11 protein-coding genes are annotated in these 22,875 nt (G+C 53.9%); 10 read left to right on the forward strand and 1 reads right to left on the reverse strand.

What is annotated here, in order from left to right; all coding sequences use genetic code 11:
* Positions 1–476: 476 nt before the first annotated feature.
* From HII33_RS00965 to HII33_RS01005, 9 genes are all read left to right on the forward strand, one after another.
* On the forward strand, positions 477–6,377 hold the full coding sequence (locus HII33_RS00965; protein WP_179393930.1) for a S8 family serine peptidase: 5,901 nt from the start codon (positions 477–479) through the stop codon (positions 6,375–6,377).
* Between the two features lie 3 nt (positions 6,378–6,380).
* The gene (locus HII33_RS00970) at positions 6,381–10,295 is read left to right on the forward strand and encodes an LPXTG cell wall anchor domain-containing protein (RefSeq protein ID WP_179393931.1); all 3,915 of its coding nucleotides are present in this window, start codon (positions 6,381–6,383) and stop codon (positions 10,293–10,295) included.
* Between the two features lie 230 nt (positions 10,296–10,525).
* On the forward strand, positions 10,526–12,760 hold the full coding sequence (locus HII33_RS00975; RefSeq protein ID WP_179393932.1) for an alpha-galactosidase: 2,235 nt from the start codon (positions 10,526–10,528) through the stop codon (positions 12,758–12,760).
* Positions 12,757–13,947, forward strand: a complete 1,191-nt coding sequence (locus HII33_RS00980) for an MFS transporter (protein ID WP_179393933.1) — start codon at positions 12,757–12,759, stop codon at positions 13,945–13,947. The genes HII33_RS00975 and HII33_RS00980 overlap by 4 nt, the downstream gene beginning before the upstream one ends.
* Positions 13,948–14,090: 143 nt before the next feature.
* A complete protein-coding gene (locus HII33_RS00985; protein WP_179393934.1) occupies positions 14,091–14,462 on the forward strand; it encodes a GntR family transcriptional regulator in 372 nt (123 codons plus the stop codon).
* Positions 14,455–15,324, forward strand: coding sequence for an ATP-binding cassette domain-containing protein (locus HII33_RS00990; protein WP_179393935.1), 870 nt, complete (start codon positions 14,455–14,457; stop codon positions 15,322–15,324). Before HII33_RS00985 ends, HII33_RS00990 begins: the two co-directional genes overlap by 8 nt.
* Positions 15,314–16,048, forward strand: a complete 735-nt coding sequence (locus tag HII33_RS00995) for a hypothetical protein (protein ID WP_179393936.1) — start codon at positions 15,314–15,316, stop codon at positions 16,046–16,048. The genes HII33_RS00990 and HII33_RS00995 overlap by 11 nt, the downstream gene beginning before the upstream one ends.
* A gap of 4 nt (positions 16,049–16,052) precedes the next feature.
* Positions 16,053–16,973, forward strand: a complete 921-nt coding sequence (locus HII33_RS01000; RefSeq protein WP_179393937.1) for a hypothetical protein — start codon at positions 16,053–16,055, stop codon at positions 16,971–16,973.
* 19 nt (positions 16,974–16,992) lie between these two features.
* Positions 16,993–17,172 (forward strand): hypothetical protein, encoded by a 180-nt coding sequence (locus tag HII33_RS01005; RefSeq protein ID WP_179393938.1) that lies wholly within the window; start codon positions 16,993–16,995, stop codon positions 17,170–17,172.
* A 544-nt stretch (positions 17,173–17,716) separates the two neighbouring features.
* On the opposite strand, the gene HII33_RS01010 is transcribed toward HII33_RS01005, so the two are convergent.
* Positions 17,717–18,328: a recombinase family protein gene (locus HII33_RS01010; protein WP_125572033.1), complete on the reverse strand. Its 612-nt coding sequence runs from the start codon at positions 18,326–18,328 to the stop codon at positions 17,717–17,719.
* Between the two features lie 657 nt (positions 18,329–18,985).
* Here HII33_RS01010 and HII33_RS01015 point away from each other — a divergent pair.
* Positions 18,986–22,875, forward strand: a 3,890-nt coding sequence (locus HII33_RS01015) for a collagen binding domain-containing protein (RefSeq protein WP_179393939.1), incomplete at its 3' end; no start/stop codon positions are given.

Genomic DNA, 22,875 nt, shown 5'->3' on the forward strand with positions numbered 1-22,875 from the left:
AGCAGCGATCTGTCTGCGGGGCAAAGACAGGTAAGCGAGCGAGTTATTCGTCCGTGAACGCCCGTACGATTATTCGTTAAAATTTGACATTTTTTTGTAATATTAAAATATTGCTCTCATCAAAATCAAATTGTATAATTTCGTTCATTGGTGGTAGTTTGTCTCTTATCGAACGAGAAGAAAGACGAATGACCCAAAATGACGATGAGGGGGAGAAATAACCGAAGACGGACGAGCTGGCAACGATGTCCGTGTATATTAGGCAAAATACTGATTAAGGCGAAGAAAAGAAGCGATAATAGAAAATATTATTTATTATCGGCGAACAATATTGTTTTGCGTGAGAAACGCATTTTTTTTGGAACAGCTGGCAAGCGGGTTTTTTACATTCCAAAACGTCGATCTGATAGTTGCTTAGTCAATTATTGCTTATCTCATAATCTTTTAATGTTCTCATAGAGAAGGGGGATTTCTGGTTGGGAAATCACAAGCAGAAGGGTTTCAACCGGGCAACTGGCTTGATTTTATTCTCGACGATCATTCTGGGGTTTGCCGGAACGATCGCGACGGATTATAGCGCAGTCGTACAGGCGGTCGAAACACAACAAGCGCAGTCCGCACAAGCGGCGGCAGATCACAAAGCAGCAAAGGCCGCGCAGAAGAAGGCGGCCGCGACCGCCAAGAAGACCGTGGCCAAACTTTTACATGGCGGCGACGAGCACGCGACGTCCTTGGTCGCCGACGGGAGCCTTCAGCGGATCAGCGATCAATTGAAGAGCCGAGGCGTCAACACGAAGAAGCTCTCATTGGCACAGACCGAGAAAAAAGAAGTCCGTGTGATCGTTAACCTGAAAGGCTCAAGCGCACTTGAGAAGAACGACAACGAGCGGCAAGGGACCCAGGCGGCTGATCACGCAGAAGACAAAGTGATCGACAAGCAAGCCGGTGTTCAGGCCAAAGTCGAGGCGCTCACGGGCAATAAGGTCGAGCAGGAGTTCGGGTATCTGCTGAACGGGTTCTCGATCGACGCGAAGGTGGCTGACCTCGCAGCGCTGCGTGCGCTGCCGGGCGTTGAATCCGTTGAGGTCGCAGGGGTCGCAGAGAAAGAAGACTACTCTGCCGATAAGACGATCCAGGCGCTGAACGCATGGGGAACATATGGGGTCAAGGGTGAAGGCATGGTCGTCGCTGTGATCGACAGCGGCGTCCACACGCATAAGGACATGCGCTTGTCTGACAGCAAGACTGCCCGGATCACCAAAGAAGACACTGAGGCTTTTGCCAAGTCAACGGGGTATGGGGCTTATATTAACGACAAGATCCCGTATGCACATGACTATGCACAAGCGAATGATGTCGAGACGTGGGACCCAGGTAAGGATATGCACGGGCAACACGTCAGTGGGATCATCGCCGCGAACGGGGAAAACCCAGATGGGGTCACCTCTGTTCAAGGGGTCGCACCTGAGGCACAGATCCTCGACATGAAGATCTTCCCGGATGAGATCGAAGGCACGACGCCGCAGCAAGGTCCGACGACGGATACGATCGTCCAGGCGATCGAAGATTCGGTCAAGTTGGGGGCAGACGTGATCAACATGTCCCTGGGTTCTAGTGACTTCACCAACGGGACTGCGGATGCGGAAGCAGAAGCGATCAACCGAGCCGCTGAAGCTGGGGTCGTTCCGGTGATCGCAGCCGGGAACGATGGGAATGCAAACTGGTTAGGCAAACCGGACCGTGAAGACAAGGTCCTGGATGATAATCCGGATGGTGGGCTGATGTCCACGCCAGCTAATGCGAAATACGCGGTGACCGTCGCGTCGTCTGAGAACACGAACTTAGTGACCACGACGATGACACTCTCGCGTGATGGCCAGTCGGTGCTCACTGACCGGGCCAAGGTCCAGGCAAGTGTGTCGCTCGAGAAGACAGGTGAACTGTCTGGTCAGATCGTGGCTCTGCCGGACAAGACGACTCAAGATGCCGATGGGGCCGCGATCGATCCCGTGGCAGAAGGGATGCCAGGCCGTGGGTTCCAGACGGACTTTGACGATACGGATGTCGACGGCAAGATCGTCTTTGCCTCTCGTGGGATCAACTACTTCACCGAGAAGATGGGTAACGCGGAGGCGGCTGGCGCCAAAGGGATCGTCGTGATGAACAACGAAGATGCCCCGATCAATGCGGAGCTGACTGGGGGAAGCAACATCCCGACGCTGTTCGTCGATAAGGCAACCGGGCTCCAGCTGATGAAAGAGCTGGCGGCACACCCCGATGCGACCTTCGACTTTGGTGATATCGGCCGCGAAAGCTATGCGAACTCTGAAGCCGGTACGATGTCTGATTACAGTACCTGGGGCCCGAACACGGACCTGAGCGCTAAGCCTGACATCACCGCCCCTGGTGGCCACCTGTGGTCACTGACGAACACGGACTATCAGGATATGAGTGGGACCTCGATGGCCACCCCAGTGGTCGCCGGGTCTGAAGCCCTGATCCTGCAGGCCCTCAAACAGAGTGCCAAGGGCCTTGATGGTCTGGATAAGGTCCTGGCGGCCAAGCTGACCGCGCAGAACACGGCGGTGCCGGTCATCGACCATAAGCATGCGGATGCACCATTCTCACCACGTGTGCAAGGGGCCGGTGAAATTCGGATCGGTGATGCGATCCGTAACACGGTCACCCTGGACTATGAAGGCGAAGGGGCAGTTGCGCTGCGAGAGATCGGAGATCGCCAGCAGACGATCGACCTCACGCTGACAAACAACGGGACTGAAGATCAGACCTATACCTTCAATGACTTCGGTGGGATCTACACGGGTTCGATCGATGAGAACGGGCGGCTGAACGATCAGAAGATCGACGGGGCCACACTGACGACTGATGAGGATCAGATCACGGTCCCGGCCGGCGAGAAGAAGACGGTGACGGTGCAGATGACCTTGCCGGAAGACTTCAAGACTTCTCAGTGGGCAGAAGGGTTCATCGGATTTGATGCCCAAGGGGATCAGCCGAGTCTTTCCATCCCGCTGACGTCCTTCTTCGGGGACTGGGACAAGATCGATGGCCATTCGATGTTTGACGCGCCGGCAGGCGACAAGAGCTCCAAGCTGACGGCGAACTACCTGGAAGACTCTCAGGGCCGCGTGCTCGGGATGGACTTCACGACCGTTGACTATCAAGCGATGGTCGGGCTCCTTTCCGGGGGCGATGATGGCGACACCGGGACAACGACCGCCTCTGTGAAGACGGCTACGGGCCAGACGGATGGCGAAAAGGATCCAAAGGACCTGCCATATCCTGCGTACGTCAACAGCAGCAAGGTCGCGATCTCCCCTAACGGAGACGACTTCAAGGATGACGCGTTGCCGCTGGTCATGCTGCAACGCAACGCCAAGACGTTGACCGAAAGCATCGTGGACGAGAACGGCAAGCAAGTTCGGCTGGTCAACAATGAGTACAATGGCCTGCGGCACTATGTCAATAACCTCGGCCAAGAGGTGTCCTACTTATCCGTCAAGTACGCGGATGACAGCGTGTTCGACGGAACGAACTTCAACTCGAAGACCGGGAAGTACGAGACGTTACCGGACGGGCAGTACTATTACCGCCTTGAAGCACACGCGGATACCGATGACGACGAGACGACCACATTAGATCTGCCGATGAAGATCGATTCCGCTAAGCCGGAATTTTCCGATCTGCAGATGGTCAAGAAGTCGGACGGCTACCACTTGACGGGTCAGGTGACCGATAACCTCAGTGGGGTCAACAACTATTCGACGGTAGCCGTTGAGATCAACGGGGCCACTGATGAGGTCGCCTACCACCTGGATAACGCGATCTCCCTGGATGATTACATTGCCGGGAATAAGCAAGCGACCGACTTGCTGAAGAAGAAGACCTTCGACATCAAGCTGCAAGATACGGTCACGAAGTACCTGGATAACGGGCAGAACCAAGTTAAGCTCTGGGTCGACGATAACGCCGGGAACGAGGCGGAAGGCGACCTGCGCTACAACCCGACGAACAATGAAGAACAGAACCTCTTGCTCTATAACGTTCGCGACGGTGAGACCGAGACGGACAATGTCAGCCCATACTACGATGCGAATAACGGCACGTATATGATCTACGGGGCTTACCCGAAGACGCTGTACATCAACGGTCAAAAAGTGACCCCGAACGCCGACGGGACCTTTGCGGCCCGGATCAAGATGCCGGGTGCGACGACGAGTCTGACTTTTGCCTTGGATGCCCAAAATAAGCGCGTCTTGAAGAAGCTCAACTGGCACTTCTATAAGCTGCCAAAGGTTCAATTCGAGAAGAAGGCAACCGCAGGGACCGCAACTGGCGCCTGGGGGACCTTTAGCGGGAACCCGATCTGGATCTACACGAACATGGCGGATTACTTCAAGTTCGGGGGACAGATCACGGACACAGAAGGCAGCGTGTTTGACGGGGTCGCAGGTTACTTCTACCCGCAGTCTTCGCAACAGATGAATACTGACGGGACCACCGTTCAGTACACGTTGAATGAAGATAAGACGACGTTCCAGATGAACCTCAAGATGGTGCCAGATGATCAAGACAGCATCGACTACGACACCATGACCGAAGACGATTTCACTAAGATCGCACCAGGATTCCCTGGGGATAACTTCATTAGCGCCTATGCGTATGTGAATGAGGATGGCGATATCGCGAAGCCGGTCGCCGGGTTCACCGATGCGATCGTGATCCGTCAGGTCTCTGGTGATGCGATCGACTTTGCCAACGTGGTGCCTAAGCGCATTATTCAGCTGAATAACGATGCCGCCAAGAACGCGGATTGGGATCCCGAGACCGGCACCTTGACGGTCAAGGGGACGCTGACGGATTCGCTGGCCAAGGATCTTCGGATCTATGGCAATTCAACTGATCCTGACGATCCAAAGAACATGCCGACTGTTGTCGAAGATGGTCATGGGCATGCGACCTTTACCTACCCACTCCATCTGCGGAGCAACGACGACAAGATGGTCTCGTTCACCTTCACTGATCCGGCGACGGGTAAGACCGAGAACGGCAGCTTCGGGGTCGTTATCGACACCAACTTCCCGACACTGGATATGGATGGCTCGGATGAGTGGACGGTCTCGAACAAGCCGGATGTCGATTACGAAGTCTGGACCAACCAGTCAACCTTCAAGCTGGCGGGGACTGCGACGGATGAACTGACCGGCTACAAGTTGTCGATCAACGGCGATCAAGTCTACCGTAATGCGGACGAGAACGTCTTTGTGGCTGAGTTCAACACGCCGGACCATGACTATAAGTTCGACAAAGACATGCCGCTCAATGCGAACGGTGACTCGACCTTCACACTGTCGCTGACTGACACGACACAGAACACCGTGACGAAGCGGATCTTAGTGCACCAGTCTACCGAGACGCCGAACCAGCCGACGGTGACCGCTTCAACCACCGAGCCGACGGCCAAGCCAGTGCTGCTGACCGCTAAGCAGGATCAAAGCGATGAGATCCAGTACAGCCTAGATGGTGGGGCGACCTGGCAGACCTACAAGAATGGGGTCCTCAAGGGCATCAACGGTGAGGTGCAATTCAAAGCGGTGGACCAGTACGGCAATGAATCTCAGCCGGTGACCTATACCGTCAGCAACGTGACTCCGATGATCGCAGCCAAGGCGCTGGCAACCCTCAGCGATCCTGATGCCGCGACGAATTCAGTGAAAGTCACGCTGAACTACGATCACACGCTAACTACTGCTGAAGCGGCGGTCACCCACATCCAGTACAGTACTGACGACGGGGCGACCTGGCAGACGTACAGTGAGCCACTGACCATCAAGGGGACTACAGCCCTTCTGATCAAGACCGTTGATGATGCGGGCAACGAAAGTGATCCCGAAACGGTCCATGTCACTGCGCCGAAGGATGCGGAAAAGGACGCGGAAAAGACACCGGCCACACCGTCTGACGAGCCAACTAAAGGCGACTCGACGGATAAGACCAAGGACGATCAGAGCCCTAAGACGTCAACGTCCGAGCGGCCAGTTGACGACAAGGGGAGCGCTAAGCACCCAAGTGAGACACTGACTGATTCGGATGATGACACCACACCGGCGCGTGATACCGCACTGGCCTCGGCAGACCAAGGCAGTCGCATTGCGGCGACGGGGACCGGCGGCTTGCTGGGCAAGGCCGTCAATGGCGAGCAGAAGACGGCGGCCTCGGTGGCGGCTGGTTCGACTAAGTCGGGCAAGCAACTGCCGCAGACCGGTGAGACGATCATGCGGTCGGCCTCGCTTCTGGGCACGCTGATGATCGTGCTGAGTGGGACGACGTTGATTTTCCGTCGAAAGAAGGATTAATAAATGAAAAAAACCAAACTGACAGTACTGCTTTATAGCGCTGCACTGCTGGGCGCCATCGCGCTGTCTACGGGGACGCAGACAACGGCGCGGGCGGCGACGGATGATCCCGAAGTCGCGGAAGAGGCCAGTCACCTGAAGCCAGTCGCGATCGACGCTAAGAATTTCCCAGATACCGCACTGCGCAGTTTCGTGTTGGAACTGGCCACGGAGGCGGCCCAAGAACCCGCAATTAAAGACGCGGCGAACTGGGATGGGCAGACCTTGACGCCGTACATGCAGGCTTATGTCCAGGCGCTAGACTTTTCGCAGTATGCATACGCGTCTCAGATCAAGAACTTCAAGGGGTTGGAGCTGTTTCCGGAACTCAGGACGCTCAATGCGTTGACCACGAACGTGACGGATTATAGTGTCCTGAATGACCTGCCCGACCTGCAGACCTTAACAGTGACCTACGTCGGGGCGGCCTCTTTCGCCGGCCTGTCCAACTCGAGCCTAAAAGCGCTTCATGTTCAGACGCTCACCACGGGTGACGGTGGCGCACAGGTCGTATCGCAGGATCGATCGATCGAGAGTCTTGACCTGAGTGGGTTGACCGGGCTGACCACGTTATCCGTCAGTGAAGGGGCTGCGTTGAAGTCCGTTAAGCTTGGCAGTGACCTGACGGACCTGACGGTGACCAACTGTCCCGTACTGACCGACTTTGCCCTCGGGCAGAAGCTTGAAACGCTGAGCGTCAGTGATTCGCCGTTACTGGGGGAGACACTGGACCTTTCCAAGCAACCGAACATTCAGGCAGTCTACCTCAGCGAAGCGGGGTTGAGTCATGTCCAGGTCGAAGGGAACGATCAACTGACGTCCTTTGTCTCGGCGAACAACGCGATCACCGATGCAGATTTCAGCGAGGCGCCTAACCTGACGATCCTTCAAGTCAACCACGGCGCTCTGCAAGCAATCGATGTGAGTCACAACCAGAAGCTGGAAGCCCTGTCGCTGATGGATAATCAGCTGACGAGTATCGATCTGACGGGGCTGAGCGCCTTGGCGCAGCTGGAGCTGTCTGATAATCAGTTGAGCGATCTAAGCACATTAGATCCGTCTCATCTGACCCGGATCTCGATCAGTAATAACCAGCTGAGTGGGACGCTCGATCTGTCGAATATCGAGTCCTTGGAACACGTGAACGCCGAAGACAACCAGTTCACGGGCCTAAGCCTGAAGAACGATCCGGCGCTGGTCGATATCTACCTCGGCAACAACCAGCTCACGAGTTTCGACGTAGAGGGCTCCGAGATGCTGGGCTACGTCGGAATCGATAATAACCACCTGACGACCCCGACCGCTTACAGTGCCGAAAGCTATCAACAGGCGGTCAGAGACTCGAACGGGTTGAGCATGTTTGGGAATCAGACGGCAGAAGGATCTACCTATCAGTCGAATGGGCAATGGTTCGTCGATTTCAATGATCTTTTTGGTAGCGACGAGGTCCCGTATATCCGGGTCACGGGTGACGACTGGCAGATGAAGTCGGCCGGTGTTGCGGTCTACACTGGCGAAGGCCAACCAACTAGCATCAAGTACAGCTACATGGGCCTCCGTATGCCAGGGTTGACCCCCGCTGTTGCGTTCATCAGCAATACTTCGGTCACGCTGACGCTGACGGAGCAAGAGTCTCCTGAGGTGACCGCGACGGTCTTAGTTGCCCCTGATGAGGATGGCAATGTTCACGGGACAGTCGTCGGCGCAGATCGGGACGGCGGCCTGGATATTCAGGTCAAAGGCGGTCAGCTGATCAGTGATGATGCCTTGCCGGCGGTCACGCCTGATGACGGCTATGTCTTGGATCACTGGGAAGATGAACAAGGCAATACGATCGATCTGGCGACCTACCTCCCGTATTCGGCCGCTAAGCTGTACGCAGTCCTGCGCCCGGCGACGCGTGGCGATGCGCAGACCGCTGAAGGCTACGCCGATGGCTATGCCGATGGTTACGCCAATTTCGGAACAGCGGACACGTCGACCAAGTCGGCTGCGTATGCAGAAGCTTACATGAAGGGTCGAGTCGCTGGGCTGGCTGCCTATCGGACGGAGTTTGATGCCGGCCGAGCGGCTGCAGCGGCGGCCACTGTGGCGGATCCGACGATCTTGGCAGATAAGACCAAGTCCGTAGCGTACCTCGACGGGTATATGGCGGGTGCGGTCTCCCGGATGGTGACCGGCACTGATCCAGTGTTCGGTCCAGGGTCATCCGTCTCATTCTTCGGTGAAGCAGACGGGATCCGCGGGCTGGGTGAACGGGATCTAGATACCTTCAAGTCGAAGTACGGCGATTTCTCCGCGATGTATCAGCAGATCTACGCCGGCTATCACCAGCAGTACCAAGACGGCTTCGCCGCGGCGCAGGCGGATGCAGCGGCTGGCAAGCCGGCTGCTGATACCAGCACCCAGCAGATCGGCTACGTGTCGGGTTACGCAGATGGTTACGCTGCGTACACCGCACAGACGGAAGGTGCTGCAGCGGGTAAGACCGCGGCAGACGCCGGCGCCTACGAAGTGGTCGACGGGACCAAGAGCGCAGCGTACCGTGCGGCATACAAGCAGGCCTACGAAGCAGAGGCAGCCACGGGCATCACTGAGGAAAAGCAGACGGCGGCCGAAGCGGCTGCTGCTGGTAAGGCCGACGGGACTGCCGATGGTGAGATCGGTGAACCAGAGGCTGACCTGGCCGATCAGTCCGAGGCTTACCAAACCGCTTACCAAGCGGCCTATCAAGTGGCCAAGGCAGCCTACGACGAGCAGTTCGAAGAAGGCAAGGCCGATGGTGAAGTTGCGCGCAAAGCGGGCGATCCGGCAACTGTTGCAGATACCGAATCGGTCGGCTACAAAGCGGGCTATGCGGCTGGGTACGGTGCCGTCGAAGGCACAGATCCCGATGATGTCAGCGCCGCGACCGCGGCAGGGACGAAGGATGGGGCAGCAAATGCTGAACCCGCTGATAACAGCGACCAGTCCTCGGCCTATCAAGAGGCGTATAACGCAGCCTACCAACAGGCGTTGACGCAGTACAATAGCGACTATGCGGACGGTGAGATCGCGGGCTACAATGATGCTCTGGCGGGCAAGACCACCGATAATAGTGATCAGACGCAGGGGTATCAGGCTGGCTACCAGGCTGGCTACGCCCTGGTCGATGAGGCAGGGACGTCAACGGATGACCAGGCGCAAGCTGCCGCTGACGCGAAGGCCGGCTCTGCGGCCGCCTTCAAGGACGGCGCGAAAGGCCAAGCCGCTGCGGATAACAGTGGTCAGTCCGAGGCTTACCAGAAGGCGTATGCACAAGCTTACGCTTTGGCGAAGAAGGCCTACGACTTTGCCCAGTACATTGCGGCCCAAGCCAAAGCCGCTGCCGCAGCCGCCGACGACACCGACACCAACGAAGGGACCGACGACACCGACACCAACGAAGGGACCGGGGACACCGACACCAACGAAGGGGCCGACGACACCGACACCAACGAGGGGGCCGGGGACACCGACACCAACGAAGGGGCCGGGGACACCGACACCAACGAAGGAACCAGGGATACCGATACCAACGAAGGCGCTGGGGACACCGACACCAACGAAGGAACCGGGGATACCGATACCAACGAAGGGGCCGATGACACCGACACCAACGAAGGCGGCACAGAGGGCCAACAACCAGCCGGCAATGGCCGAGCAGCTGGGACTGAAGCGCCATCCAACACTGGTGCGATCGAGCAGAAGGCCGAAGCGACTGATGCACCTGCGGGTGACGGCGAACTGCCGCAGACCGGTGAGCAGCGCAATGGTCGTCTGATCGCAGCTGGGTTTGCGTTACTTGCAGCGATCGCCGGATTCTTTGGGCTCGAGTTGCGCCACAAACGCGAGAACTAAGCTACTAATCAATTCGAAAGAAAACGTCGTGATGCGTCATATCACGGCGTTTTTTTTATGCGTATCATTCGTCTGAATAATCGAGAAGTGTATATTAGAATACTGGAATATATAGACTGATCACGATAAATTATCACAAGCATATCATTACCACTTATTTTCAGTTGAGACTACACTGCTTTTATCTTGAGCAAAGACTCAGGAAGATCCTATTGGAGAGAAGGGACGATATGACGATCCATGTCACGGACGATCGACACTTCGAGTTGTCGACCGACCATACGAGTTACCTGTTCAATATTCTGCCGACGGGTGAGCTGGGGCACCTTTACTATGGCCCGCGGTTACGGGAGCCTAACTATGCGAACCTCGAAGCCAATGAGTTTCGCATGGTGATGCCGGTGATCGCAGCGGACCGGCCGGAGATGTCGCTGGATCACCTCAAGCAGGAGTATCCGAGTTATGGGCACGGAGACTTTCGTTATCCGGCTTATCAGATCACTGCACCCAACGGCGCGCGGATCTCGGAGTTTGCCTATGTTAGTCATCGGATCATTGCTGGCAAACCGCGCGAGACAGCCTTTCCCGCGAGTTTCGGTGAGCCGGAGACGGTCGACACACTCGTGGTGACCTTGGTCGATCCGGTGGCAGAGCTGACGCTTGAGTTGAGTTTCAGTGTCTTCGCGGCGGTGGATGTGATCGTGCGTCGGGCGACGTTTCGCAATAGTGGGCAGCAGACGGTGGCCTTGGACCGTGCTTTGAGCATGAGCTTAGACTTGCCGGATAGCGCCTATGAGCTCTATCAGCTTTCGGGGGCGTGGGCCAGGGAACGTCACTTGTACCACCGGCCGCTGACGCGCGGTGTGCAGGCGGTCTCAAGTACGCGCAACAGCAGCTCGGCACAACACAATCCGTTTCTGGCGCTGGCGCGACCAGGAACAGATGAGCAACAGGGCGCGGTGTTTGGCTTTAGTCTGATCTACAGCGGTAGTTTTCTCGCTCAGGCAGAGGTTGATTACTACGACACCACGCGGGTCACTCTGGGGATCGATCCGTTCGAATTCGGATGGCAACTGACGCCGGGGACAGCGTTCAGCACACCGGAGGCGATCTTGACGTATTCGGATGATGGGTTCAACGGGATGAGTCACAATTTTCACCGGTTCATGACCGCGCACCTTCTGCCACCGCACTGGGTGCACACCCCGCGGCCCGTACTGATCAACAACTGGGAGGCGACGTACTTCGATTTTGATCAGGCCAAGCTGATCGCTCTGGGCAAGCAAGCCAAAGCGGTGGGGATCGAGCTGCTGGTCTTAGACGACGGCTGGTTCGGCGTCCGCAACGACGCGACCACATCGCTAGGGGATTGGCAGGTCAATGTGCAAAAACTACCGGACGGTTTGGGCGGCTTGGGTCAGGCGATCCATGGCCTGGGGTTAAAGTTTGGCTTGTGGTTCGAGCCAGAGATGATCTCGGTCCAAAGCCGGCTGTATGCCGCCCACCCAGATTGGGCGATCCATGTTCCAGATCGGCGGATGACGCCGTCGCGGAACCAGTTCGTGCTGGACTTCTCACGGGCAGAGGTGGTCGACGCGATGTTTGAGGCGATCGATGCGGCGATCGTGGATGCGCAACTCGACTACATCAAGTGGGACATGAACCGACACATCACGGAGCTCTACAGCTTAGCCCTGCCGCCGGCGCAACAAAAAGAGCTGGGGTACCGCTACATTCAGGGGGTCTACACGTTGTATGACCGGCTGACCCGGGCGCACCCGGAGGTCCTCTTCGAGTCTTGCGCGAGCGGTGGTGGGCGGTTCGACGCCGGGATGCTGTTCTATGCCCCACAGGCGTGGACCAGTGATGATACTGACGCCGTCGAGCGGCTCAAGATACAGTGGGGGACGTCCATGGTGTACCCGCTGAGCACGATGGGTGCGCATATTTCCGCGGTGCCTAACCACCAGACACGGCGCATCACGAGTCTGGCGATGCGCGCGGCGGTCGCATTTTTTGGGGTGCTTGGTGTGGAGCTGGATATCACGCGATTGCCAGAAGCGGAACTAGACGAGCTGCGTGACCTGATCGCGGCGTACAAGGCACAGCGGTCGCTGTTGCAGCAGGGTGTACTGACGCGACTAGAGAGTCCGTATGATGGCAATGCAACGGCCTGGCAAGTGATGCGTGCGGATGGGCGTACGGGGTTGGCGGCCCGCTATCAGGTGATGGCCGAGCCGAATCCTGATGACCACTGGCTACGTCTCGCAGGGCTGGATCCAGCGGCCGCGTATCTCGTCAACGGTCAGCGGTTCATGGGGGATGAGCTGATGCACCAAGGAATCTTTATCCCGCAGCTGTTCGATATTCGCAAAGCCCGCGAGCCCAGCTTCGATCAGACGCACGCCTTCGACTTCACCGCCCGCTTATTCACGATCACACGCATTGAGGAGGCATCTGTATGACACGTTCACGTAATCTCCTGACTGAGGTCGGGTTGTTATCCATCTCACTGGTCCTGACCTCGGCCTACGTCATCTCCGTCAGCCTACCGGCGATGGAGAAGCAGTTCACCGCCGTCAGTCAGTCGTCGATCGAGCTACTGGCGACGCTACCGGCATTCTCGGTCATGATCATGGTCCTGTTGAGCGGGTTCATTGCCGAGAAGATCGGCCACAAGAATACGACTGCGCTAGGCCTTGTGATCGCTGGTACGGCCGGGATCGTCCCGGCGCTTTCCAACAGCTTTACCGTCATCTTCGTGTCCCGGCTATTTTTGGGCGTGGGGCTAGGGATGTTCAACTCGCTCGCAGTTTCAATGATCGGCTTCCTGTACCGAGATAAGCAAAAAGCGAACTTGATGGGTTTTCGTAGCGCGTTTGAAAACCTCGGGCAGTCGTTCTTGCTCTTCGTAGCCAGTTACTTGATCTCGATCAGTTGGCACGCCACATTTTGGGTGTATGCTTTTGCCTTTCCAATTGCGCTGGTTTTCTACCTGTTAGTACCGGAGCCAGTCAATCCGGCGAGTGCTAAGGCGCAGGCGGACGGCAAGCGGCCAAAGCAGCACATCAACTTGAAGGTCTTTGGACTTGCGGTGTTCTTCTTTTTCCTGGTCATGATCCACATCGCGATCATCGTGCACCTGCCGTTCATCATCACGGGCCTAAGTTACGGGACCGCGGCACAGGCCGGGGTGATCACCGGCTCGATGAATATCCTTGGCTTGTTGGCCGCGATGGGCTACGGGCAGATCTACCGAGTGCTCAGCCGGTGGATCCTGCCGCTAGGCTTGGCGATCCTCGCCGTGGGGGTCTTGGGGATCGCGTTTTCGCGTAGTTTCATCGTCACGCTGATCAGTGCGTGGGTCTTTGGGATCGTCTACCCGATGATCGCCGCGCATATGTTCAACAATGTCTCGACGGTCGCGTCACCGAATTCCGAGACCTTGACCGCCTCTGTGCTACTGGTTGGGACTAACTCCGGCGCGCTGTTGTCACCTTATGGGATCAAGCTACTGGCGGTGATCACAGGGGATACGATCGGGGCCAAGACCTTCCTGCTGCTGGGGAGCATTCTGGTGATCGCTGCGGTCGTCGCTTTCCTGATCGCCGCGCAACGGCGAACCCGACACCAGCCTGCGGGGCAGAACTGATCGATGTGTGAATGCTCGGCCGCCGCGCCCAGTTTTGGGGGTGGCGGCTTTTTTGCACTTGACGTCCACCTCCTAGTCGCGTAAGATGAGCACAACCGGTTAGTTGCTTGACCAACTAACCGAATAACAAGGAGGTGGCGGGCGTGCATTTTGATGCGACCAGCCTTGAGCCGCTGTACGCGCAGATCGCCACGCAGTTCACCGCTGGCATCCTGTCGGGGGCGTTCCCGGAAGGCAGCCAGGTGCCGTCGACCACGGAGGTGGCGCGCACCTACGCGCTGAATCCAGCGACGGTGCTGCGCGGGATGAATGAATTAGTGGCAGCGGGGCTGCTGGAAAAACGCCGAGGCATCGGCATGTTCGTGGTCGCCGGCGCCCAAGCGCAGGCGCGCGCGCAGCGTCAGGCGGCTTTTTTCACCGAGCGGCTCACGGCGATGGTGGCGGCGGCCAAGGCACTGGGGATCACGCAGGCGGAGTTGACCGCGGCGATCGAGAAGGAGTATCGGCATGAGTGAATTAGTGTTCAAGAACGTGACGAAGAACTACGGTGAGAAGCGGGTCCTGCGCGGGGTCAACATGACGTGGCAGAGCGGGCAGATCTACGGCCTGCTGGGCCGCAACGGCGCGGGCAAGAGCACGCTGATGCGTATCGTCAACAACCGCACCTTCGCGAGCGGCGGGGCGCTCCTGCTAGACGGCCAGTCGGTGGTCGAGAACGAGCAGGCGCAAAACCGCATTTTCCTGATGTCGGACGCCATGCTGTATCCCGCCGACAAGCGGATCGAGTGGCTGTTCAAGCTGACGGCGCAGATGTACGGCGACTTCGACTGGGACTTGGCCCAAGACCTCGCCCATCAATTCAAGCTGGACGTCCGGGCGCGGCTGGGCCGATTGTCGACGGGGTACCGCACGATCGCCAAGCTGATCATCGCCTTGTGCGTGCCGTGCGAGTTCATCCTGCTCGATGAACCGGTGCTGGGCCTAGATGCGGTCCACCGCGAGCTGTTCTACCGGGCGCTGCTGCAAGCGTACGGGACGCGTCCGCGGACCTTCGTTCTGTCGACCCACATCATCGACGAGATCGCGGGGCTGATCAGCCACGTGTTCGTGCTGGAAGGGGGTCAGATCGCGCTAGACGAGGACCTTGACGAGCTGATGGCGAAGGGTCGAGTCGTCAGCGGCCCCGCGGCCTTGGTCCAGGAGTGGCTCAGCGGCGTCGCGGTCCTGCGGCGCGAACAGTTGGGCGGCATGGTGACGGCTTACACGCTGGATGCCCCGCTGGAAAAACCGCTCCCGGCAGGGGTCACCCTTGCGCCGATGAATCTGCAGAAGCTCTTCATCGAGCTGACGATGGAGGCGGAGACGAATGGGCAATAAAGGCAAGGCGCTGCTGGCGTACCAGGCGCAGCTGGCGGGCGCGACGCTGATCGGCGTGATCGGGGGCAGCGCCATTCTGGCGGTGGTGCTCCCCAGCTTGTTCACGTCCACGGCCAACGGTGGGTACACGGTGCTGATCCTGGGCATGTGGATGCTGATGAGCGGCTGGATCATCGTGACCAGCGCGCTGGGGATCGGACTACAAAACGGCGTGAGCCGCCGCACGATGCGGCGGACCAGCGTGCTCGTGCTGACGACGCTGGCGCTGATCGCGGCGGCTGGGTTAGTGGGTGCTTCGGTGGTCACGCGGCGGCAGGGCCATCCGATGGTGTCCCTGTTGACGCCGTACGCCCCGAGCCTCGGCGGCCTCGGGGGGACACTCCTGGCCTTCGTGATCCAGACGGTGTTCCTGCTCGCGCTGGCCTTGGCGGGTGGGGCCCTCGGTCTGCTCCTGCTGAACGCGTCACGCAAGCAGGTCGCCGGGTGTGGCTGCGTCGGCTACTTGGTCTTGGTGATCCTGGCGGGGTTCGGTGCCTTCTTCGCGGCAATGCCGGCGGATCACGGCGCGGGTCATGTGCTGCACCAGCTTGTCGGGCTGCCGCCGGACGCGGCCCCACAGCCGCTGGTGCCACTGGGCGGCTTCGCGGTGCTGGCCGGCCTGGCGTGGCTCGTGCTGCGGCAGTTACTGCGCTGGACCGAACAGCCGACCGGGCGAAAGGGGTGAGCTGATGAAACAACGGGCATTACTCAAACTTCAAAGTCGCACCGTGTTGTGGGGCGGCATCTGCCTGCTCCTGGTGCTTGGCGGCCTTTCGCTGACGCTTCGGGGTGTGGCTGCCGCGCTCGGTGACACGTTCACCGGCGGGCTGACCATCGAGATCGGGAACGTTTTGATCGCGCCATTGAGCCTGTTTTGCTTCGGGCTGGTGGTCGCACGCACCGCCGGTTGGTTGCGGCTGGCAAGCCAGATGAGCATGACGCGCCGCGCACAGGCGGCGGTCCAAGTGATCACTTGGACGCTGACCGCGCTTGGCCTGGCAGTGATCAACGGGCTGTGGATGATGCAGTTCAGTCGGCCGGTCGCGTTCATTGTCGAGCTGGGCTACCCCGGCCGGATGACGCTGGCCGCCCAGTTGGCCAACGGGCTGATGGTCTTCGATTTCTTCCTGATCGTTGCGCTGTTGGCGCTCACCTTGGTCGGCTGGTTCTACACGGCCAACCCGCTGTTGGGCCTCGGGGTCGTGTATGTTGGCCTGACCGTGCTTCAGCGCACGGTCGCCCCTTGGCTGAGCCAGGCACTGAGCGCAGACGGCGTCGCCGCGCATTGGAGCCAAAACCTAGCGAGTGGGGCGTTCACCCACCAACTCCCTGCTGCAAGTGCGACCCCCTGGCTGCTGCCAGGACTGGCGTTCGGCGGGGCGGTCCTGCTGGCGCTGCTCGCCGTCACGCTGATCCGTCACGTGGAATTCGATCAGCATGCTGGCAATGCCCTTGCGCGGCTGGCAGACAGTCTGCCAGGTGGCCTCGTTCGCCGCGTGTTCTCGGGTGTGATGGGCCTCTGCGCGATCGTGATGCTGGTGACGCACGCCTGGCTCTTGGCGCTCCTCGGGCTCCTGCTCGCGGCGTTGCCGTGGCGGGCGTTCGACTGAACCTGAAGGAGGGATCAAGATGGACAAGCAACGGGCAAACTCCCAGTTACTGGTGTCACTGATCCTGTTCGGGATGATCTGTGCCCGCGATCTGCAGGCGCTGGTTCACCATCAACCGCTATCGGCGATCACGATCGGGGTGACGGTGGTCATGGGGCTGATGGTCGTGGTGTCGCTGATCATGCGGGTGCGCCGGTAAAATTGCCCGGGAAATATTATTCTCAAATGACTAAAGCATTAAACTGCGGTATATCACACTTTTATGCGCAGATGGATTCAATAATATTAAATAATACACCGTTGGATTGTGCCACGGATGTGCCACCTTCAAAATACAGATATAGAGCCTAATACGCTGACAAATCACTAGCGTATTAGGCTCTATATCTTTTATCACAGGTATCTTTGCCCCATACATGCTAGAGGCAAATACAAGAAGATCACTATTAATTCTCCATCTCTTTGTCGCAAGCACACATACGCTCTTACTGTACGCATCCATGATATTTACCGTGTTTGAGATTCACCGATTCATACAAATATTTCTTACTTACTGTCTTTGTCGAAACGATGAAGCTTCACACTATCTAAATGTATATTTCGCATACACACCTCAATCTTAATAACTTCATGCTTACTTAAGCAATGATCAGCCTTAGCAGTTAAGCACTTACAAATTGGCTATTTAAGAATTGTACAACAAAGTGTGAGACTTAATTTTCAGCGAAACAATCTTGAATTAATTACTTTTTATTCGCATTGATCTCAGATCTAATTCGATAAATGGTATTGTTTGAAACGCCTAATTCGCGATGTATTTGTGAAATGGTCCATCCGTTGCATAAGTATTCAACTATCTCATTATAAGCATGTCGATACTTAGAATTGCGACTATTAGCACAGTACAAAACAGGGCGGCCATGGTAAACACCGCGTTCTTTTGCTAGTTTGATACCTTGTGCCTGTCGCTCCCTAATTGCCTGTCGCTCTTGTTCAGCGAGATATTGGCATACAGTTAAAACAATATTAGTCAACATGTTACGCAAATTTTCGTCAGGAACAGCACTAAAATCAGGCAAATCCAATGACTGAAAATTTGCACCTGCATCTTTAATTCGCTGCAGAATTAAAGAAAGGTCTTTTGAGTTGCGCCCAAGCCGGTCTAATGACTGAACGTATACGGTGTCTGACTCACGAATAAATTTTAGCATCTTAACCAACTGAAGGCGATTCGCAATCTTTGCACCAGATTCCTTTTCTCGAAAAATCTTCTCGACACCCGCTTTAGATAGAGCCTCAATTTGTCTAGCTAGGTTTTGATCAGTTGTTGAAACACGTGCATATCCAATCTTCATATACTGCCACCTCTAAACGTAGTTTCAATTTATACATCAATATTCATTTCTTATTTTGAATTAAAAACGACCCAAAAAGGAAGCTGAAACTGCATTTAAATCGCCTGTCTCTGCTTTTTTTTGGGGTGTACCCCAAAAAAAGCTCAATCTATCAATTCGAGTAGTGAACGCATCTTGCCAATAGGAAATTCTGGGCAACGTGCTAGCAATAAGTTCGTCGTTGGATCTCTGCGCCCGCCCTCGCATCTAAACTTACTGTCGTCACGGTTGAAGAAGAACGGTTTGTAAACGACACCCTCGGTCTCATCGACGGCAACGGCAAGAACAGCTGCTATTGCGGCAAAGTGACTTGCTTTAGGAGATCGCCAATATTTCATCGTACCTAATGCATTTCTTTTTGGAATTTTTCCAGGTATTCTACATCCGGATTTGAAAACGATATTTTAAAACGTCAACTTTTGTGGTACACTTCTAAAGTGTTATGGGTGGAAATTTATACATTGAGTGACTCTAAATTTTACCCGCCTATTTCAAGTATCAAGATATTGTAATGATGAGGAAAGTCAGCTCTATTCCAACCGCAGTTTACGCGGACGCAAATAGTATGGTGATGTTCTTAATTATATTGGACAGTGAATTTTTGGGAGGCTATAAGTTATGAAAAAAAGGAGATTACTTCAGAAGACGTACTCTTGTATTCTGATATTATTGCTCTTCTTACAATCATCAGCCCAAGTTGTGGGAGCTGTTACATCCACATCCAGTGCGGCCGGTGACGCTACTGAGGTTCAACTTCTGGGTGCAACCCAGGAAACTGCTGGTTCACGGAACATTGATTTGAAACTTTCATTAAACAATTCGACGGATGAAAGTATTCATAAGGATGTTTCCGTATCTTTTTCTAACAATCAGCAACTGAAAGAGACGAGCAATTCTAATATTCTTGATGCTAATCAAAAAGTTGTCGGAAAATATACCTATTCGGCCAACAAATTACAGTTAGAGGTTTTAGGCAATATTTCTGGAACAGCAACGATCCAACTAGGCCTCACAGATACTTCATCCTTAGAAGGATCTGTCAATTTCTCAACGGATGGTCAAAACGTTACTGCAAAACTGTCTGATACTACTTCAGTAGCAAAATCTGATAAACCTTCAGCCAATGTTAGCAGCAAGGCTGCATCTAGTGTTGCGTCGAAGAGCCAAACCGCAAAGACAATTTCTGAGAGTGCTGAGGGCAATGATATCTCACAATATTTGCCAGATGACTCCAAAGGAACAATCATTACCGGAGCAAATATTGAATTCACAGATAGCAAAGGTAATACTGTTGATCCCACACAAGTGATAAAAGATACCAATCTTAATTTTCAATATACGTGGGCAATTCCGGATGAGCTGAAAGACGGATACCAAGTAAAAGATGGTGACTATTTCTCATTTAAGTTACCTGAAGGAGTTACCTATAAACCAGGTACGGGAACCCTCGGTGACTATGGAACTTATAGCATAGCTGCTGATGGCACAGTTAAGTTCACCTTTAACAGTGATGTTGAAAACGTGAACCACATTGAAGGGACATTTAGTTATACTTCTACCATCAGCAGTGACTCATCGTCTGGCAAAGAAGGCATTGTCATTGACACGACTACTGGACCGGTAACGATACCAATCGTTGTTCAGCCATCAGGTGGTAACGACATCGCAAAGACTGGTCAACTAACTGGCGCTAACACATCTGGAAATAATCCAACCGGGATTACGTGGAACGTCACAATTAATACCAATGGTCAAGAGCTAAAGAATGCAACAATTTCTGACCCAATGCCAAGTGATACTACCAACACTGTGCCAACCACGCTGAAATCGGTTAGTGTATATCCCTTGACAGTTGATCTGAATGGGAATGTGACTAAAACTGGCGATCCTCTTAAAGAAGGTACAGATTACAAGGTTGAAGATGGAAAAATCACGTTTATTGGTGCATATGCAGATACCTATCAGGCTTTTAAGGTTGAATACACTAGCGATATTGATTCGAGTAAATTGCCAGATAATGGTGGAAAATTAACCTTTACGAACAACGCTACCTTAACTAACGGTGATAAAAACTATCCAGCTAGTGCGACAGTAAACGCTAACTACGGAAAACTTTTAACCAAGAGTTTTGACGGTCAGGATAATAATGGTAGTCAAAAGTATAATTGGCATATTGACTACAATTATGGTGAAAAGGCACTTCCCGCCAACACCAAATTGGTAGATACGTTATCGGAGGGTCAAACATTCCCTGTTGACGACAAACAACCTTCATTAACTGATGAGGCTGGCGTGCCTATCGGTACTGATCAGTATAAAGTGACTTACAACACTGATAGAACGGAAATGACTATTACTTTCCCCAATGGTTTGAACAAGGGAGTCAAAATTTCGTATCAGTCACAAGTAACAGACCCAATTGGTGATAAAGGCCAAAAGATTAGTAACTCGGTAGATAGCAACGGCCAAAAATCGAATTCTGGAGATCATTCAGTCGGACAGCAGGGGCTAACTAAGTCTCTAGGGGCCGTTGATTACAACACCAAGAATGTTACGTGGAACTTTGATATCAATATGGCTCGGCAAGATATGAGCAATTGGTCAATGACCGATCCAGTCCCGAATGGGCTGACCGTAGACTATGATTCCTTTATTTTAAAGGATAAAGATCATAATACAACTCTCAGTGAAGGAACGGACTATGTGATTAGCAAGCAGGGAAACGGGTTTACCATATCCTTTGCTAATGCTTTAAAGGAACATGCCACAAGTTGGTATACACTAAGTTATAAAACTGCCTTTGAAACGAATAGCCTCCCAGATGGGGGCAAGTGGACTAACACTGCGACGGCAACTTGGACTGACAAAGACGGTCACGATCATACAAACAAGGGACAGGCAGATTTCACTCCTAAGACTGACTTTAAAAATGATGGCAGCAAATCAGGAAGTTACAACGCCGTTTCGAAGACAATTACTTGGACCGTGGTTGCTAACTATAATCAACGTCAACTTAGCAACGCTTCCATCACTGATCCAATCATTGGTGACCAAGACTATGTAGCAGATAGTGCCAAGTTGTATGAGGCTTCTATTAACAAAGATGGCTCATATGTTTTGGGGACACAAGTTGCTTCCGCTAATATTTCCTTTGACAGTGCTAAGAAACAACTTACTGCGAAATTACCAGACAATAGTTCTAAAGCTTATGTATTGAGTTACCAGACTAGCCTCTCTGGTAAGGTCATTGATCAAAAATCGTATGACAATACAGCAATCTATACAAACAACCAAGAGTCCAGTAATTTAACAGCTCAAGTGTCGGTACCTTATAGCGGCAATGTTTTAGATAAGACTGGCGAACAGGATCCAACTAACTCTGCTTATGCGTTATGGACAATATGGGTCAATAAAGCACAGTCAACTTTCAGCAATGCAGTTGTTACCGATGAGCCTTCTGACAATCAGATTATTGATCAGAGTTCTATTGTGATCTATCCAGGGAAGGTAGATCCTAATGGTGAATTTACCGAAGATAAGAGCAAGCCATTAGTACTTGGTAAGGATTACTCTGTGGATTTGCAGACTGATAATGCAACTGGTAAGCAAACGATGAAGATTTCCTTTACAAATGAAATCAGCTCGGCTTACTCGATACACTATCGCTCACTGATCAATTCGTCAAAGATTAATGATACGCTGACAAATACAGCTTCAATATCAGGAAAAGGCGAAAAAGATGTTGATAACAATACCAGTGGATCGACGGCAGTAGTAAACAATAGCGGGTCGGCAACTGGTAAGAACACCAATCTTGTTCTCACCAAGAGTGATGCAGATACCAAAAAGTCAATTGCTGGAGCTTCTTTTGAACTTTGGTCTGATGTTTCTGGACAAAAGGGACAGTTGCTTCGCAAAGGCACAACAGATGCATCTGGCAGTATTACTTGGAACAATCTTAAATCTGGGAAGTATATTTTAGTTGAAACAAAGGCCCCAGATGGGTATGTAATCTCTACCATTTTGGCCAATGGTAAGGAAATTAACCTTCAGTATAGTGATGCAAACGATGATAATAACGTTTCTATTTCGGAAACTAATCAAAAAGGAAAAGTTACGGTTGAGAAGTCTGATGCTGATGGCTCAGGCCCTTTAGCTGGAGCGGTATTTGATCTTTACAAGAAAGATGGGACTAAGGTTGCTTCAGATCTTAAGACAGAATCAGATGGCACTGTAAGTTACACTGGTCTTAATTCTGGTGACTATTATGTTATTGAGACAAAGGCACCTGCTGGATATAAGCTAGATGCAACACAGCATGCTTTTACTATCGATGGAAACAATATCCAAGTAAAGGTTTCAATAACGGATGAGAAAGCATTGGGAAGCGTTCTTCTAACAAAGACCGATGGTGATACAGGTAAAGCCCTGGCGGGCGCTGTGTTTGATCTTCATAAGAAGGACGGGACGAAGGTTGCCAGTGGCTTGACCACCGATGCCAAGGGTCA

This window comes from Lacticaseibacillus absianus (assembly GCF_013407595.1).
GTDB classification, from domain to species: domain Bacteria; phylum Bacillota; class Bacilli; order Lactobacillales; family Lactobacillaceae; genus Lacticaseibacillus; species Lacticaseibacillus absianus.

Coding starts and splice junctions, on each gene's coding strand:
- HII33_RS00970 (WP_179393931.1), top strand. CDS start 6,381: ATGAAAAAAACCAAACTGACAGTACTGCTTTATAGCGCTGCACTGCTG.
- HII33_RS01000 (WP_179393937.1), top strand. CDS start 16,053: ATGAAACAACGGGCATTACTCAAACTTCAAAGTCGCACCGTGTTGTGG.
- HII33_RS00980 (WP_179393933.1), top strand. CDS start 12,757: ATGACACGTTCACGTAATCTCCTGACTGAGGTCGGGTTGTTATCCATC.
- HII33_RS00975 (WP_179393932.1), top strand. CDS start 10,526: ATGACGATCCATGTCACGGACGATCGACACTTCGAGTTGTCGACCGAC.
- HII33_RS01005 (WP_179393938.1), top strand. CDS start 16,993: ATGGACAAGCAACGGGCAAACTCCCAGTTACTGGTGTCACTGATCCTG.
- HII33_RS00995 (WP_179393936.1), top strand. CDS start 15,314: ATGGGCAATAAAGGCAAGGCGCTGCTGGCGTACCAGGCGCAGCTGGCG.
- HII33_RS00990 (WP_179393935.1), top strand. CDS start 14,455: ATGAGTGAATTAGTGTTCAAGAACGTGACGAAGAACTACGGTGAGAAG.
- HII33_RS01010 (WP_125572033.1), bottom strand. CDS start 18,328: ATGAAGATTGGATATGCACGTGTTTCAACAACTGATCAAAACCTAGCT.